This is a genomic window from Inquilinus sp. Marseille-Q2685, from assembly GCF_916619195.1.
Classification (GTDB): domain Bacteria; phylum Pseudomonadota; class Alphaproteobacteria; order DSM-16000; family Inquilinaceae; genus Inquilinus.
In genome coordinates this window covers 87556-103622 of record NZ_CAKAKL010000007.1, presented here as the reverse complement: position 1 = coordinate 103622, position 16067 = coordinate 87556, and the positions used below count along the sequence as shown (strand labels likewise).

The window sequence follows — 16067 nt, the reverse complement described above, 5'->3', positions numbered from 1 at the left end:
GGCACGCCGATGGCCCGCCTCCCGCAGATCGCGCTGCTGCCCGACGGGCGGCGCCTGCATCTGCAGGACGGGCCGATCGACCTGATCGTCGAGGCCAATGGGACGATGGAGGCGGTGCAGGCGGCCTATCAGGCGGCGGCGCGGCGCTTCACCGGCCTTCTGGACGAGCTGTGCGACGAGCTGGCCCTGCTGCGCGCCCCGGCCCGGCCGGACCGCTGCCCGCTGCAGGGCCCGGTCGCCCGCCGCATGCATGACGCGGTGGCGCCCTATGCCGCCGAGACCTTCATCACCCCCATGGCGGCGGTGGCCGGTGCCGTGGCCGAGGCCGTGCTGGCGGTGATGACAGGGACGGCCCCGGTGGACCGCGCCTATGTCAACAATGGCGGCGACATCGCCCTGCATCTGGCGCCGGGCCAAAGCTTCACCGTCGGCCTGGTGGACAAGCCGGACCAGCCCGGCTTGTTCGGCACCACCGCGCTGGCGGCCGGGGACGGGATCCGCGGCATCGCCACCAGCGGCTGGCGCGGCCGCAGCTTCTCGCTCGGCATCGCCGATGCGGTGACCATCCTCGCGGCCGGCGCCGCCGATGCCGATGCCGCGGCCACGGTGGTGGCCAATGCCGTCGACCTGCCCGGCCATCCCGCGATTCAGCGCGTTCCGGCACGGGAACTGCAGCCCGACAGCGACCTGGGCGACCGCTTGGTGACCCGCGGCGTCGGCCCGCTGGTTCCGGCCGAGATCGACGCTGCCCTGGCCGCCGGCGCGGCCCGAGCCGAGCCCCTGATCGCCCGCGGCCTGATCCGCGCCGCCGCCTTGCATCTGGCTGGCGAGACGCGGGCGGTGGGGCTGGACGCACGCATGTCTCCGCAACCAAAGAGCCTGATCGATGCCTGAGGTCGAGATCCGCAAGCGCCTGGTCACCGTCGAGGAGATCTTCCACGAGGGCGGGCCGCCGGCCGCGACGCCGCTGCGGCGCGGGGCGATCGTCGCCGTGATCCGCAACCCCTTCGCCGGCCGCTATGTCGAGGAGATCGCCGGCTTCATGGACGACCTGAAGCCGCTGGGCCTGGCCATGGCGCAGCAGCTGATCCGGGCGCTGGGCGGCGACCCGAAGGCGATCGAGGGCTATGGCAAGGGCGCCATCGTCGGCGCCGCCGGCGAGCTGGAGCACGGCGCGCTGTGGCATGTTCCCGGCGGCTATGCGATGCGCGAGGCGCTGGGCGGCGCCAAGGCGATCGTGCCCTCGGCCAAGAAGGTCGGCGGCCCCGGCGCGCGGCTGGACGTGCCGGTCACCCATATCGACGCCTCCTATGTCCGCAGCCATTTCGACGCGATGGAGGTGGGCGTGCCGGACGGCCCGAAGGCGGACGAGATCGCGCTGGTGCTGGTGATGACCACCGGCGCCCGCGTCCACGCCCGCGTCGGCGGGCTGAAGGCCAGCGAGATCAAGGGCGAGGACAGGTTGCGATGAGCGCGAGGATCCGCAAGATCGTCACCGTGGTCGAGGAGACGGTGACCGAGATGGGCCGGCCGGTCACCCCGCCGACCCGCCGCGCCGCGGCGGTGGCGGTGATCGAGAACCCCTTCGCCGGCCGCTATGCCGAGGACCTGACCGAGCTGATGGAGATCGGCGAGGAGCTGGGCGGCCTGCTGGCCGAGAAGGCGGTGGCGGCACTGGGCATCGACGGCCCGGCGGCGGAGAGCTACGGCAAGGCCGCGGCTGTCGGTGAGAACGGCGAGCTGGAGCATGCCGCCGCCATCCTGCACCCGAAGCTGGGCACGCCGGTGCGCCGCGTGCTGGGCAAGGGCGCCGCGCTGATCCCGTCCTCGAAGAAGCGCGGCGGCCCGGGCGTGGCGCTGGACATCCCGCTGGGCCACAAGGACGCAGCCTATGTCCGCAGCCATTTCGACGGCATGGAGGTGCGCATCGCCGATGCGCCGCGGGCCGGCGAGATCATGATCGCGGTGGCGGTGACCGACAGCGGCCGCCCCCTGCCCCGGGTCGGCGGACTGACCAAGGACCAGATCAAGGGGGAGGACGGCCTCCGCTGAATCGGGCAAACCACAAGGCAGCCCGACCGACAAGGACACGAAGGAGACAGGGATGAAGGCAGGGTTTCACGTCGCGGCGGTCCTGGCGCTGGCCGCCGCCCTCTGCGGGCCGGCTTCGGCCGGAGCGCAGGAGATCAAGATCGGGGAGATCAACAGCTATGCCGGCCTGCCGGCCTTTACCGAGCCCTATCGCAAGGGCTGGCAGCTGGCGATCGAGGAGATCAACGCCGCCGGCGGGGTCAACGGCCAGAAGCTGGTCGTCATCTCCAAGGACGACGGCGGCAAGCCGGCCGATGCCGTGACCGCGGCCAACGAGCTGGTCTCGGGCGAAGGCGTGACCATCCTGGCCGGTACCTTCTTCTCCAACATCGGCCTCGCCGTGTCGGATTTCGCCAAGCAGAAGAAGGTGTTCTTCATGGCGGCGGAGCCCCTGACCGATGCCGTCACCTGGGCCAACGGCAACCGCTACACCTTCCGGCTGCGCCCGTCGAACTACATGCAGGCGGCGATGCTGGCCGAGGAGGCGGCGAAGCTGCCGGCCAAGCGCTGGGCCACGGTGGCGCCGAACTACGAATACGGCCAGTCGGCCGTGGCCGTGTTCAAGCAGCTGCTGTCCGCCAAGCGGCCGGACATCGAATGGGTCAACGAGCAGTGGCCGCCGCAGGGCAAGATCGACGCCGGCGCGGTGGTGCAGGCGCTGGCGGCGGCGCAGCCCGAGGCGATCCTGAACGTCACCTTCGGCGCCGACCTGGTGAAGTTCGTGCGCGAGGGCAACACCCGCGGCCTGTTCGACGACCGCTCGGTGGTCAGCTTCCTGACCGGCGAGCCGGAGTACCTCGATCCGCTGAAGGACGAGACGCCGGAGGGCTGGATCGTCACCGGCTATCCCTGGTACGCGATCAAGTCGCCGGAGCACGACGCGTTCCTGAAGGCCTACCAGGCCAAGTACGACGACTATCCGCGGCTCGGCTCGATCGTCGGCTACACCACCATGAAGTCGATCGCGGCGATCCTGGCCAAGGCCGGGTCGGCCGATCCCGACAAGATGATCGCGGCGGCCGAGGGCATTGGCGTCGACAGCCCGTTCGGCCCGATCACCTTCCGCAAGATCGACCACCAGTCGACGCTCGGCGCCTTCGTCGGCAAGACCACGGTCGAGGACGGCAAGGGCGTGATGACCGATTTCCAGTACCGTGATGGCGCCAACTACCTGCCGTCCGATGCCGAGGTCGCCAAGCTGCGGCCGGCGGAATAGCCGTCCTTGTTGAACCGGCACCGCCGGAGTCCCGCATCGAAAACCCCCTCCCCCTACCCCCTCCCGCAGGGGGAGGGGGGACTAGAATAAGTAACGGGAGAGGCTTGGTGGATTTCCTCGTCGCCCAGTTCCTGACCGGACTCGCCAGCGCCGCCTCGCTGTTCCTGGTGGCGTCGGGCCTGTCGATCATCTTCGGCGTGACGCGGATCGTGAACTTCGCGCACGGCGCCTTCTACATGCTGGGCGCGTATCTCGCCTACACCCTGACCGAGCGCTTCTCCGGCGCCCTCGGCTTCTGGGGCGGTCTCGTCGCCGCGGCGCTGATCGTGGCGGCGCTCGGCGCCCTGCTGGAGATCGTGCTGCTGCGCCGGATCTACCGGGCGCCGGAGCTGTTCCAGCTGCTGGCCACCTTCGGCGTCACCCTGATGGTGCAGGACCTCGCGGTCCTGATCTGGGGGCCGGAGGACCTGGTCGGCCGCCGCGCGCCGGGCTTCCGCGGCGCGGTCGAGATCCTGGGCCAGAGGCTGCCGCTGTACGACCTGTTCCTGATCGTCCTCGGCCCCGTCGTGCTCGGCCTGCTGTGGCTGCTGTTCCGGCGCACCCGCTGGGGCGTGCTGGTGCGGGCGGCGACCCAGGACCGCGACATGGTCGCGGCGCTGGGCGTGAACCAGAAATGGCTGTTCACCAGCGTCTTCGCGCTCGGCGTGTTCCTGGCCGGCCTGGGCGGGGCGCTGCAGATCCCGCGCGACGCGGTCACCCACACCATGGATCTGCGCATCATCGTCGAGGTCTTCGTCGTGGTGGTGATCGGCGGCCTCGGCAGCGTGCCCGGCGCCTTTATCGCCGCGGTGCTGGTGTCGGAGCTGAACGCCTTCGGCATCCTGGTCTTCCCCACCATCTCTCTGGTGCTGGTGTTCCTGGTGATGGCCTGCGTGCTGGTGGTGCGGCCCTGGGGCCTGCTGGGCAAGGCGGAGGGGCCGGCGCGGCCGACCATCGGTATCGCCATCCGGCCCTGGCGGCCCTTCGGCACCGGGGAGCGCATCGCCCTGCTCGTCGCCCTCGCGGCCGCGGCGCTGCTGCCGACGGTCGCCGGCGGCTACGCCTTGGCGGTGGCGTCCGAGATCGCGATCTTCGCCCTGTTCGCCGCCAGCCTGCAGTTCCTGATGACCACCGGCGGCCTCGCCTCCTTCGGCCATGCCGCCTATTTCGGCCTCGGCACCTATGGCGCCGCCTTCGCGGTGAGGGCGATGGGCCTGCCGATGGAGGTGGCGCTGCTGGCCGGGCCGCTGTTCGGGCTGGCCGGGGCGGCGCTGTTCGGCGCCTTCTGCGTGCGCCTGTCCGGCGTGTACTTCGCCATGCTGACCCTGGCCTTCGCCCAGATCACCTGGTCGGTGGCGACGCAGTGGGTCGAGCTGACCGGCGGCGACAACGGCATGCTGGGGATCTGGCCCTCGTCATGGGCCGCCAGCCCGGCCGGCTTCTACTGGCTGGCGTTGGCCGTGGCGGCCGCAGGCATCGCGCTCTTGCGGATCCTGACCTTCTCGCCCTTCGGCTTCGCCCTGCGCGGGGTGCGGGATTCGACCCAGCGGGCCGAGGCCATCGGCATCGGCCGGGCCGGCGTGCAATGGGCCGCCTTCCTGGTCGCCGGCACCACCGCCGGGCTGGCCGGGGCGCTGTTCGCCTTCCTCAAGGGCAGCGTCTTCCCGGACAATCTCGGCATCCCGCTGTCGATCGACGGGCTGGTCATGGTGCTGCTGGGCGGCATCGAGACCGCGTCCGGCGCCGTGATCGGCGCCATCGTCTACAAGGCGCTGGCGATCTGGCTGGTCAGCCAGACCGACCTGTCGAAGCTGGTGCTGGGCGGCATCATCGTGCTGCTGGTCGTGGCCTCCCCCAAGGGCCTGGTCGGCTTCGTCGAGGAGGGGCGGGCCAGGCGACGAAAACCCCCCCCCCCGATCTCCGCCGCCCCCCCCCGCCTGGAGGCCGCGGGATGAAGTCCGAACAAGTGATGGGGCCGCTGCTGCCGGGCGAGGGCCTGGCCAAATCCTATGCCGGCGTTCAGGCGGTGCGCGGCGGCGACTTCACGCTCGAGGCCGGCGGCATTCTGGCCCTGATCGGCCCGAACGGCGCCGGCAAGAGCACCTGCTTCAACATGCTGAACGGCCAGATCCGCCCCGATGCCGGCCGCGTCCGGCTGGAGGGGCGGGACATCACCGGCCTGGCGCCACGCCGGGTCTGGCGCCTGGGCGTCGGCCGCACCTTCCAGATCGCCGCCACCTTCGCCTCGATGACGGTGCGCGAGAACGTGCAGACAGCGCTGCTGTCGCATCACCGCCGGTTCGGTCTCAGCTTCGCTGGCCGCGCCTACCCGGATGAGGCCGACGCGCTGCTCGACCTCGTCGGGCTGGGCGGCGCGGCGGAGCGAGCCTGCGGCGAGCTGGCTTATGGCGACGTCAAGCGGCTGGAGCTGTCGATCGCCCTGGCCAATGCGCCGAAGCTGCTGCTGATGGACGAGCCGACCGCCGGCATGGCGCCGAAGGAACGGGTGGCGCTGATGCGCCTGACCGCGGAGGTGGCGCGGCAGCGGCGGATCGGCGTGCTGTTCACCGAGCACGACATGGATGTGGTGTTCGAGCATGCCGACCGGATCATGGTGCTGAACCGCGGCGCGCTGATCGCCGAGGGCGCGCCCGAGGCGGTGCGCCGCGACCCGCAGGTGCGCGCGGTCTATCTCGGCGACGGCCTGGTCTACGACGCCCGCCACCGGACGGAGGTGCCCGCATGACGCTCTCGGTCTCCGGTCTCAACGCCCATTACGGCCCGGCGCATATCCTGTTCGATGTCGGCTTCGAGGTCGGCGAAGGCGAGGTCGTCGCCTTCCTCGGCCGGAACGGCGCCGGCAAGTCGACCACCTTCCGGTCCCTGGTCGGGCTGGTGCCGCGGCGCGAGGGGCGGATCCTGTTCCGCGGCGCCGACATCGCCGCGAAGCCGACGCATGAGATCGCCCGCGCCGGCCTGGGCTATGTGCCGGAGGACCGGCGGATCTTCACCGACCTGACGGTGGAGGAGAACCTGGCGGTCGGCCAGCAGCCGCCGCGGCCGGGAGCGCCGACATGGACGCCGGAGCGGCTTTACGCCCTGTTCCCCAACCTGGCCGAGATGCGCCGCCGCCCCGGCGGGCGGATGAGCGGAGGCGAGCAGCAGATGCTGACCATCGCCCGGACCCTGATGGGCAACCCGTCGCTGGTGCTGCTGGACGAGCCGTCGGAGGGGCTGGCGCCGAAGATCGTCGAACAGATGGCCGACGCCATCCTGGCGATGAAGCGCGAGGGCTTAAGCGTGCTGCTGTCCGAGCAGAACCTGCATTTCGCGCGGCTGATCAGCGACCGCGCCTACATCATCGAGACCGGCCGCATCCGCTTCGGCGGCACGATGGCCGAGCTGGAGGCGCAGCCGGAGATCCGCGACGCCTATCTCGCGGTGTGATATGAGGCGGCCATGATCATCACCGCGACACGCGGATCAGGGGCGAGCCCCTATATCCTCGACGACCAGATCGGCTTCATCCTGCGCCAGGTCAGCCAGCGCCATGCCGCGATCTTCGCCGCCGGCATCGGCGACCCGGACCTGACCGCGACGCAATGGGCGGTGCTGGCCAAGCTGCTGGAGCGCGGCCCCTGCTCGCAGAACCGCCTCGGCCGCCGCACCGCCATGGACGCGGCGACGATCAAGGGCGTGGTCGACCGGCTGGTCAGGCGCGGCCTGATCGAGACCCGGCCGGATCCCGAGGACGGCCGCCGCCTCGAGGTCGCCCTGACCCCCGCCGGCCAGGCCTTGGCCGAGCGCATCGTGCCGAATGCGTTCCGCATCACCGAGGAGACCCTGGCGCCGCTGGACGAGGCCGAGCGGGCGACATTGGTCGACCTGCTGCGCCGGCTGAGCTAGGGCCGGATGAATTGACATCCGGTCGCATCATGGCCTGATACCGGCGAGCATCTTCGCCGGGAAGGCCGGTCCTCCCTCACCCGGAGGTGCCGAGCGCCTCCGACCCCTCCCGCGGGGCGGGAGAGGCGAGAGGAACCGGATTTCGTAGGTTGGGTTCGCGGCAGCGAATCCAACAGGTTCGGGGGCCGCGACGGCGGCCGGATGTCGGGTTCGCCACGGGCAAACCCGACCGACGCGGTCATCCCGTGTCCGGCGCCTTCGGTCTGTGGGCGGCAGCCGAGCGGGGCTCAGGCGGATCCTCGGCGTCCTCGCCGTCCTGCGGCGGCAGGAAGCCGAGCTCCTCCATCGCCTCGTCGGCCATCTCCAGCCACTGCTCCACCCGCACCGGATAGCCCCAGCGCCGGCACAGCGCCGCCACCGCCACCTCCGGACGGCTGGCCTCGATGAATTCCACCACCTCCGGCCGCTCCAGCCGCTCATGCATCTCGGCTTCACGGCGGTCGGCCTCCTCGCCGTCCCCGGACGCCTCATAGGCCGCCGCCATCATCGCGAGATTCACCCGCAGCCCGTGCCAGTCCTCCTGCGCCGCCTCCCGCTGCGCCGCCGCCTTGCGCTTCTCCTCCGCCTGCCGCGACAGCTTGTCCTCCAGCAGCAGGGTCAGACGCAGCGACCGGGTGACGACGGCGATCCGCTGGCCATAGTCGACCCCGGGCTGCGGCGCCTCCACCGCTTCGGTGCGGGTGGCCTCGATGATCTCCATATGGACGTCCGCCGCCCGGGCGAGCATGCGCAGATGCCGTGCCGCCCGCTCCTCCTGAAGAGCGGGCGCGGCCTCCATTGCATGATCGGTCTGCGTCGCGTCCATGGAACATAGCATGAACGCAGATGACCGATAATACCACTGCGATCGTGGTCCCGGCCGGCAGGCTGGATCCCGGCGTCCGGCAATGGGTGGCCGATATGAGCCCACCCGCCCCAAGGCGGGCCGCTACAGCACGAAATCCGCGGCAACCAGGGCGCTGATGCCGGTCAGGGTGATATGGAAATCGGTGATCCTGTCGCCGTCGATGTCGCCGCCGATGGTGGTGACACCGTCGCGCGCAACATAGCGCAGCTGCCCGGCGACGCCGCCATAGGCGGCGGTGCCGATGAAGCCGAACGCCTGGTTGCCGGCAGCCGCGGTGTTGGCGTCGATCGCCGACAGGTCGATCCTGTCGCCCTGGGCATGGCTGAAATCGGTGATCCGGTCGGCATTGGCGCCGACCACGCTCTGCGCCGCGCTGCCATAGACGAAGCGGTCGGCCCCGGCACCGCCGGTGAGGATATCCCTGCCTCCCGCGCCGGCGAGCACGTCATTGCCGTTCCAGCCCAGCAGCGTGTTGGCCCAGGTGTCCCCGACCAGGCTGTCGTTGCCCTGGCTGCCGGAGAGGTTCTCGATCTCGGCCAGCCTGTCGCCCTGCGCCTCGCCGCCGCTGCCGGCGCCGGTGACCAGGTTGACCGCGACGCCGGCCGTGCCGGCGTAGTAGCTGGCGGTGTCGATGCCGGCCCCGCCGGAGAGCCGGTCGGCGCCGGTGCCGCCGTTGAGGATATCGTCGCCCAGCCCGCCGGAAAGCGTATCGTTGCCGCCGAACCCGGAGAGCCTGTCGTTCCCGCCCGTGCGGGTGCGTGTCGGCTCGCCGTCGAGACGGTTGTCGGCGGCGGAGCCGACCAGCACGTCCGCATGGTTCGACCCGCCGATATTCTCCACATCCGGCCCGACGAGATCCCCCTCGGCGTCGCCGCCGGAGCCATAGGCCCCGATCGTCACGGCCACGCCGGCGAGGCTGGTCGAGTAGTGGGCGGTGTCGAAGCCGGCGCCGCCCAGCAGGATGTCGGTGCCGGCCCCGCCTTCCAGCCCGTCGTCGCCGTCGCCGCCGCGCAGGACGTCATCGCCCTCCTCGCCGCTCAGACCGTCCGCGCCGGCATCGCCGTAGAGCCTGTCGTCCTCGTCGCCCGCATAGAGGAGATCGGCGCCCGCGCCGCCGTAGAGCTTGTCGTCGCCGTAGTAGCCGTAGAGCCTGTCGCTACCGTCTTCGCCGTAAAGCTCGTCGCCAGAGCCGAAGGGGTCGATCCCGGTTTCGCCCTTGAGGATGTTGTCCGCAGCGGATCCCATCAGCCAGTCGCTGAACGGCGTCCCGGTGAGATTCTCCACGTCCGCTCCGATCGTGTCGGCGAACGAGGCTCCGCTGCCGGCGACCTGCATGCCTATCCTGGCACGCGCGCCTCCCTCGAGGAGATCGGCACGGCTGTAGTCGACGGTGTCGTTCCCGTCCCCGCCATAGAGATCATTGTTGCTGCCGCCGCTGAACAGGATGTCGTCACCGGCCTCGCCGTAGAGTTCGTCATAGCCGTCGACCGCGATCAGCGTGTCGTTGCCGCCCCGGCCGTACACGGAATCGGCCGCCGCCGTGCCGGACAGGGTGTTGGGATTGTCGTCGCCGAAGATGTTGCCCACCGGGATCACCCCCATGCCCGCCGCCGCCCCGCGGCGCCTCTGGCGCGAACCGTAGCGTCCCGAGCCGTCCGCCACATCAGCCGAACATACGATATGGCCGGTGCCTGCCGGCATCCGGCTTGGAAGATTTCATACGACGGCGATGGACTCCATTCGGCCGAAATCCATAAACTTCTTACTGAAATAAGATTTCATGCAGTGCACTGCAGGGCAACCGGGATAGCCCAATCTATTGGGGAGGGAAAGATGACGATCCTGATCGGCACCGAAGGCGACGACCGGCTGTTCGGCGGCGACGGCGATGACAGCCTGTACGGCCTCGGCGGCGACGACGTGCTGCGCGGCCGCAACGGCGACGACCGGCTCGAGGGCGGCGACGGCGACGACACTCTCTACGGCGGCGCCGGCGCCGACATGCTGAGCGGCGGGGCGGGCACCGACATCCTCAATTACGGCGACAGCGCCGCCGGCGTCTCCGTCGATCTGACCACCGGCGCCACCCATGGCGGCGACGCCGAGGGTGACGTGCTGCTCGACGGCTTCGAGATCGTGCGCGGCAGCTTGTTCGACGACGCCATCGCCGGCGATGCGGCCGACAATGCGCTGCGCGGCCTGGCCGGGGACGACGCCCTTTCGGGCGGCGCCGGCGCCGATACGCTGAACGGCGGGGCCGGGGACGATGTGCTCGTGGGCGGTGCCGGGGCCGACCGCTTCATCGGCGGCGACGGCACCGATATCGTCAGCTATGCCGACAGCACGGTCGGCGTCACAGTCGATCTGACCGACCCCGGCCGCAACTTCGGCGACGCCGAGAGCGACCGGTATCTGAGCGGCATCGAGATCATCGAAGGCAGCCGGATCGGGTCTTCGCTGCGCGGCGATGCCGAGGCCAACCACTTCCGCGCCACGGGCGGGTCGAACGGGATCAACGGCGAGGGCGGGGACGATATCCTGGAGGGGGCCGGTGGCCTCGACATCCTGGTCGGCGGCCTGGGCGACGACTGGCTTTCGGGCAATGACGGCAACGATTACCTGCATGGATACGAGGGCGACGACGTCCTGATCGGCGGCGCCGGCCTGGACTCCCAGGAGGGACGGGAGGGCGCGGACCGCCACGTCTACACCGCGATCACCGACGCGCCGCTTCCCGACGCGAACGGCAACCGCGAGAGCATCACCGGCTTCTCCGCCGCCGAGGGCGACATTATCGATCTCGGCGCCGTCGACGCTGACGACGATACCGGCAACGGCGACACCGCTTTCACCATCGTCACCGGCAGCTTCACCGGCGCCGGGGCGGAGCTGCTACTGGTGCCGTTCGGGCCGTCGGGGCGCAACTTCCAGATCAAGGCGGATGTCGACGGCGCCCGCCGCACCGACTTCCTGGTGCAGGTCTCCGCCGACACCCAGCTGACCGCGGCCGATTTCGTGCTGTAGCCGGGCCGGCCGCCGCCCCTACCCCCTCACCACCACCGGGACCCGGGTCGCCGGCGGGGTGTTGCGGCTGCGCTGGCTGCGCACAACGCCGTCGATCACGGTCATGCCGACGCCCGGCAGGTCGCCCAGCTGCACGCTCTCCAGGAGCGAGGTGCCGGCGGAGTGCTGGGCGGTGTCGAGGAAGACGAAATCGGCCGACCAGCCGGGCTCGATGATGCCGGCGTCGAGCTTGCGCATCCGCGCGGTGTTGCCGGTGGCGAAGCAGAAGGCGGTCTCGGCCGGCACCTCGCCGAGCGAGGACAGCATCGCGATCATCCGCAGGATGCCGAGCGGCTGGACGCCGGAGCCGGCCGGCGCGTCGGTGCCCAGGATCACCCGCTCCAGCTGCCCCATCTCCCGAGCCATGCGCAGGGTGAACAGGGCCGCCCGCTCGTTGCCGTTGTGCACCAGCTCCAGCCCGCGCCGGCAGCCTTCGCAGATGCAGCGGATCTGGCCGTCCGGCAGGGCAGTGTGGCCGCCATTGATGTGGCCGACGACATCGGCGTCGGTCTCCAGCACCACGTCCTTGTCGATCAGGCCGGAGCCGGGGATCGACGGGCCGCCGGTGTGGATCGTGCTCTGGATCCCGTATTTGCGGGCCCATTCCACCATGCGGTGGGCGGTCGGCCCGTCCTTGACCCCGCCGAGGCCGATCTCGCCGAGCAGGGTGACGCCGGCGGCGGCCAGGTCCTTGAAGTCCTGCTCCTCCATCTCCTTCTCGATCACCGGCGCGCCGGCATGGATCTTCACGCCGGAGGGGCGGAAGGCGGAGAAGCTGCGCTGCGCCGTGACCGCCAGGGCCTTCAGCCCGACCACGTCGCGCGGCCGGCCGGGCAGGTGCACCTCGCCGGCCGAGATCATGGTGGTGACGCCGCCATGCAGGCTGCTGTCGATCCAGCCGATCTGGTTCTGCCGCGGCGTCCAGTCGCCGATCACCGGATGGACATGGCTATCGATCAGGCCTGGCGCCAGCGTCGTGCCATGGGCGTCGATCAGGGTGGTGGCGCCTTCGGTGTCGACATCCTTCTCGCGCCCGACCGCGGCGATGCGCCCGTCGACCGCGACCACCGTGTCGGCCTCGAGGATCGGCGCCTCCAGCCTGCCGCTGAGCAGCAACCCGATGTTGCGGATGACCAATTTGGCCGGACCGGCCGGCTTCTGCGGCTCGTCATGCGCCATGGGACGTTCCTTTTCCGCTGCCCCGCCGTGCGGGGCGCCTCGCCTGCCGCGGACCGTTGACAACATCAGCCGCCCGCATTTATTGTTAGTATACAAACAAATTATGCCGCAGCAAGGCCGCCTTGCAAATTTCGCCGGAAGAATCTACACGCATCGGCTCGACACCGGCGAGGCTATTTCCCACATTCTGCGCGTGGTCGCGAGCGAAGGGTGACGAGGCATGAGCAATTTCAATGAGGAGCGCGTTCTCAGCGTCCATCACTGGACCGACACGCTCTTCAGCTTCAAGACGACCCGCAACCCGACGTTCCGCTTCAAGAACGGCCAGTTCACGATGATCGGGATCCCGGTCGACGGCAAGCCGCTTCTGCGCGCCTACAGCGTCGTCAGCCCGAACTACGAGGACGGGCTCGAATTCTTCTCGATCAAGGTGCAGAACGGGCCGCTGACCTCGCGGCTGCAGCATCTGAAGGAAGGCGACCCGGTCATCGTCGGCCGCAAGGCGACGGGCACGCTGGTGCTCGACAACCTCAAGCCCGGCCGCAACCTGTACCTGCTGGGCACCGGCACCGGCCTGGCGCCGTTCCTGAGCCTGATCCGCGACCCCGAGACCTATGAGCGCTTCGAGAAGGTCGTGCTGCTGCACGGCTGCCGCCAGGTCGCCGAGCTGGCCTATGGCGAGCTGATCACGCAGGAGCTGCCGCAGGACGAGTTCCTGGGCGAGGAGATCCGCGGCAAGCTGATCTACTACCCGACCGTGACGCGCGAGCCGTTCCGCAACCGCGGCCGCATCACCGACCTGATCGTCTCGAACAAGCTGTCCGAGGATATCGGCCTGCCGCCGCTGGCGGTCGAGCACGACCGCGTGATGCTGTGCGGCAGCCCGCAGATGCTGGCCGACCTCAAGGTGATCCTGGAGGAGCGGGGCTTCGTCGAGGGCAATCACGGCGAGCCGGGCGACTACGTCATCGAGAAGGCCTTCGTCGAGAAGTAATACGCGGTTTCACCCGCCGCCGCCAAGGCCGCCGGAGCGATCCGGCGGCCTTTTCCTTTTGCCTTCCCCTCCCCTTGTCAACGCCGGGCTTGACCCGGCAATCCAGAGGGTGTCGACGCTCTCTGGATGCCCGGGTCAAGCCCAGGCCTGTCCGGTTGAGGTTCAGCAGCAACCAGTGGAAGAATTTCAGATCATGATCTTCTATTTATAACTGTCATGCCCGGGCTTGCCCCGGGCATCCAGGAATGTCGATGCCGCTCTGGGCGGCCCCTGGATCGCCGGGTCAAGCCCGGCGATAACAATATAAATTGAGCCTTACTCCTCGTCCGCGCCCCGAAAATCCTCAACCGGACAGCCGTGGGTCAAGCCCGGGCATGACAGGCAGGAAGGATGCACATTTCTTGCACACAGTGTTGCATCCATGCCTGGACTGCGCATCCAGCCCCTCCCGGACCCTCGTTTCGCACGGAACGGCCACGCCCCCGCTGCTATCATTCTTCCCGGACCGCCACGCCAGGAGAGCAGCATGGGCCCCTATCCGCACGATGCCCCGCCGGCCGAGATCACCGAATCCAACCCGATGGGCACGGACGGGTTCGAGTTCGTCGAATACGCCTCGTCCGAGCCGGAGACACTGGGAACCCTGTTCGAGACCATGGGCTTCGTCCCGGTGGCCCGGCACAAGTCGAAGCGGGTGACGCTGTACCGCCAGGGCGACATCAACTTCATCGTCAATGCCGAGCCGGACAGCTTCGCCAGCGACTTCGCCCGCCGGCACGGCCCCTGCGCCTGCGCCATGGCCTTCCGCGTCGCCGATGCCGGCCACGCCTTCAAGCGCGCCGTGTCGCTGGGCGCCAAGCCGGTCGAGACCCGGGTCAATGCCGGCGAGCTGCGCATCCCGGCGATCGAGGGCATCGGCGGGTCGCTGCTGTACCTCGTCGACCGCTACGGCCCGAAGGGCTCGATCTACGAGGTCGATTTCGACTGGATCGGCGAGGCCGAGCCGCACCCCGAGCCCGCCGGCCTCTACTATGTCGACCACCTGACCCACAACGTCCATCGCGGCCAGATGGATGTCTGGGTCGATTTCTACAGCCGGCTCTTCAACTTCCGGCAGATCCGCTATTTCGACATCAGTGGCAAGCTGACCGGCCTGTACTCCCGCGCCCTGACCAGCCCGGACGGCAAGATCCGCATCCCGATCAACGAGAGCGCCGACGAGAAGAGCCAGATCGAAGAATATCTGCGCGAATACAAGGGCGAGGGCATCCAGCACGTGGCGCTGGGCAGCCGCGACATCTACGCCTCGGTCAGCCGGCTCCTGGACAACGGCCTGGCCTTCATGCCGGCCCCGCCCGACACCTATTACGAGAAGATCGACAGCCGCCTGCCGAAGCATGGCGAGCCGGTGGAGAAGCTGCGCGAGCTGGGCCTGCTGATCGACGGCGAGGGCGTGGTCGAGGGCGCGCACACCAAGGTGCTGCTGCAGATCTTCTCGCAGACCGTGATCGGCCCGATCTTCTTCGAGTTCATCCAGCGCAAGGGCGACGACGGCTTCGGCGAGGGCAATTTCCGCGCCCTGTTCGAGAGCATCGAGGAAGACCAGATCCGGCGCGGCGTGCTGTCCGCCGACGGCACCCAGGCAGCGTGACCGGCAACCCGTTCGCACCGCCGGACGAGGGGCCGGCCTGGCGCCGGCATCCCCATGCCCCGGCGCCGGGCACGGCGCTGGGGCGCCTCGACCAGATCGAGGATCCGGGCGTCCGCGCCCTCACCTTCGGCGCCGGCCGCCGCGTCTTCTCCATGCTGCTGGTCCGCCGCGGCGGCACGGTGCGCGCCTTCCTCGATGCCTGCCCGCACGCCTTCCTGCCGCTGACCTGGCGCGGCGGCAGCGTGCTGAGCGCGGACGGGCAGCGCCTCGTCTGCTCCAACCACTTCGCCGAATTCGACGCCGGGGACGGCAGCCCCATCTCCGGCCCGGCGGATTGCGGGCTCGATGCGATCCCGGTGCGGGTGGAGGCCGACGGCACGATCGTGATGGGCTAGGATCCTCTCCGCGAAGTTTGCGCGATCGAGAGACGAGCCCATGAGCAGCCCCTTCCCCGAACTGTATCTCGTCCGGCACGGCGAGACGGAATGGAGCCGGTCCGGCAGGCACACCGGCCGCACCGACATCCCGCTGACCGAGACGGGCGAGGCGGCGGCGCGCGGGCTTGCCGAACGGCTGCGGGGCCCGGCCTTCGCGGCGGTCTGGTCGAGCCCGTCCCTGCGGGCCCGGACCACCTGCGCGCTGGCCGGCTTCGGCGACGGCGCCGTGGTCAAGGACGAGCTGGCGGAGTGGGACTACGGCGCCTATGAGGGCATCACCACCAGGCAGATCCTGGCGGAGCGCCCGGGCTGGCAGCTGTTCCGGGACGGCTGCCCGCAGGGCGAGGACGCGGCGCAGGTCGGCGCCAGGGCCGATGCCGTGATCGGCCAGTTCAAGCAGGCGGCCGGCACGGTCCTGGTGTTCTCGAGCTCCCATTTCCTCCGGGTCCTCGCGGCGCGCTGGATCGGCCTGCCGCCGCAGGACGGATCGCGCTTCGTGCTGGACACCGCCAGCCTCAGCGTCCTGGGCTACGAGCACGACCTCACCGAACCGGTCGTCCGGCGCTGGAACCAGGGATAGCCGC

At 69.9% G+C, this 16067-nt stretch carries 16 protein-coding genes; 13 read left to right on the top strand and 3 right to left on the bottom strand.

Features of this window, described 5'->3' with window-relative positions:
• Nucleotides 1–9: 9 nt before the first annotated feature.
• From LG391_RS26240 to LG391_RS26205, 8 genes are all read left to right on the top strand, one after another.
• A complete protein-coding gene (locus LG391_RS26240) occupies nt 10–894 on the top strand; it encodes a UPF0280 family protein (protein WP_225771007.1) in 885 nt (294 codons plus the stop codon).
• A complete protein-coding gene (locus LG391_RS26235) occupies nt 887–1471 on the top strand; it encodes an amino acid synthesis family protein (RefSeq protein ID WP_225771006.1) in 585 nt (194 codons plus the stop codon). The genes LG391_RS26240 and LG391_RS26235 overlap by 8 nt, the downstream gene beginning before the upstream one ends.
• Entirely contained in the window at nt 1468–2052 is a 585-nt protein-coding gene (locus LG391_RS26230; protein WP_225771005.1) for an amino acid synthesis family protein, read from the top strand. Before LG391_RS26235 ends, LG391_RS26230 begins: the two co-directional genes overlap by 4 nt.
• Nucleotides 2053–2104: 52 nt before the next feature.
• Nucleotides 2105–3307 (top strand): ABC transporter substrate-binding protein, encoded by a 1203-nt coding sequence (locus LG391_RS26225; protein ID WP_225771004.1) that lies wholly within the window; start codon nt 2105–2107, stop codon nt 3305–3307.
• Nucleotides 3308–3414: 107 nt separating this feature from the next.
• Nucleotides 3415–5301: an ABC transporter permease gene (locus LG391_RS26220; protein ID WP_225771003.1), complete on the top strand. Its 1887-nt coding sequence runs from the start codon at nt 3415–3417 to the stop codon at nt 5299–5301.
• On the top strand, nt 5298–6092 hold the full coding sequence (locus tag LG391_RS26215; protein ID WP_225771002.1) for an ABC transporter ATP-binding protein: 795 nt from the start codon (nt 5298–5300) through the stop codon (nt 6090–6092). Before LG391_RS26220 ends, LG391_RS26215 begins: the two co-directional genes overlap by 4 nt.
• Nucleotides 6089–6793, top strand: a complete 705-nt coding sequence (locus tag LG391_RS26210) for an ABC transporter ATP-binding protein (protein WP_225771001.1) — start codon at nt 6089–6091, stop codon at nt 6791–6793. Before LG391_RS26215 ends, LG391_RS26210 begins: the two co-directional genes overlap by 4 nt.
• Before the next feature lie 12 nt (nt 6794–6805).
• A complete protein-coding gene (locus LG391_RS26205) occupies nt 6806–7252 on the top strand; it encodes a MarR family winged helix-turn-helix transcriptional regulator (RefSeq protein WP_225771000.1) in 447 nt (148 codons plus the stop codon).
• A gap of 238 nt (nt 7253–7490) precedes the next feature.
• Here the strand turns inward: LG391_RS26205 and LG391_RS26200 are convergent, their stop codons facing one another.
• The gene (locus LG391_RS26200) at nt 7491–8117 is read right to left on the bottom strand and encodes a hypothetical protein (protein WP_225770999.1); all 627 of its coding nucleotides are present in this window, start codon (nt 8115–8117) and stop codon (nt 7491–7493) included.
• Between the two features lie 123 nt (nt 8118–8240).
• Nucleotides 8241–9761 carry a calcium-binding protein gene (locus LG391_RS26195; protein ID WP_225770998.1) on the bottom strand — a complete coding sequence of 507 codons (1521 nt, stop codon included), beginning with the start codon at nt 9759–9761 and terminating at the stop codon, nt 8241–8243.
• A gap of 231 nt (nt 9762–9992) precedes the next feature.
• Between LG391_RS26195 and LG391_RS26190 the strand changes: the two genes are divergently transcribed.
• Nucleotides 9993–11183 (top strand): calcium-binding protein, encoded by a 1191-nt coding sequence (locus tag LG391_RS26190; protein ID WP_225770997.1) that lies wholly within the window; start codon nt 9993–9995, stop codon nt 11181–11183.
• A gap of 18 nt (nt 11184–11201) precedes the next feature.
• Here the strand turns inward: LG391_RS26190 and LG391_RS26185 are convergent, their stop codons facing one another.
• Complete coding sequence (locus LG391_RS26185; RefSeq protein ID WP_225770996.1) at nt 11202–12401, bottom strand: amidohydrolase family protein; 1200 nt, start codon at nt 12399–12401, stop codon at nt 11202–11204.
• Between the two features lie 220 nt (nt 12402–12621).
• Here LG391_RS26185 and LG391_RS26180 point away from each other — a divergent pair, with 220 nt between their 5' ends.
• The 4 genes from LG391_RS26180 (at nt 12622) to LG391_RS26165 (ending at nt 16063) form a co-directional block, all read left to right on the top strand.
• Nucleotides 12622–13395 carry a ferredoxin--NADP reductase gene (locus LG391_RS26180; protein WP_225770995.1) on the top strand — a complete coding sequence of 258 codons (774 nt, stop codon included), beginning with the start codon at nt 12622–12624 and terminating at the stop codon, nt 13393–13395.
• 526 nt (nt 13396–13921) lie between these two features.
• On the top strand, nt 13922–15046 hold the full coding sequence (hppD, locus tag LG391_RS26175; RefSeq protein ID WP_225770994.1) for a 4-hydroxyphenylpyruvate dioxygenase: 1125 nt from the start codon (nt 13922–13924) through the stop codon (nt 15044–15046).
• On the top strand, nt 15043–15441 hold the full coding sequence (locus tag LG391_RS26170; RefSeq protein WP_225770993.1) for a Rieske (2Fe-2S) protein: 399 nt from the start codon (nt 15043–15045) through the stop codon (nt 15439–15441). The genes hppD and LG391_RS26170 overlap by 4 nt, the downstream gene beginning before the upstream one ends.
• Nucleotides 15442–15481: 40 nt before the next feature.
• Complete coding sequence (locus tag LG391_RS26165) at nt 15482–16063, top strand: histidine phosphatase family protein (protein WP_225770992.1); 582 nt, start codon at nt 15482–15484, stop codon at nt 16061–16063.
• Nucleotides 16064–16067: the final 4 nt, after the last annotated feature.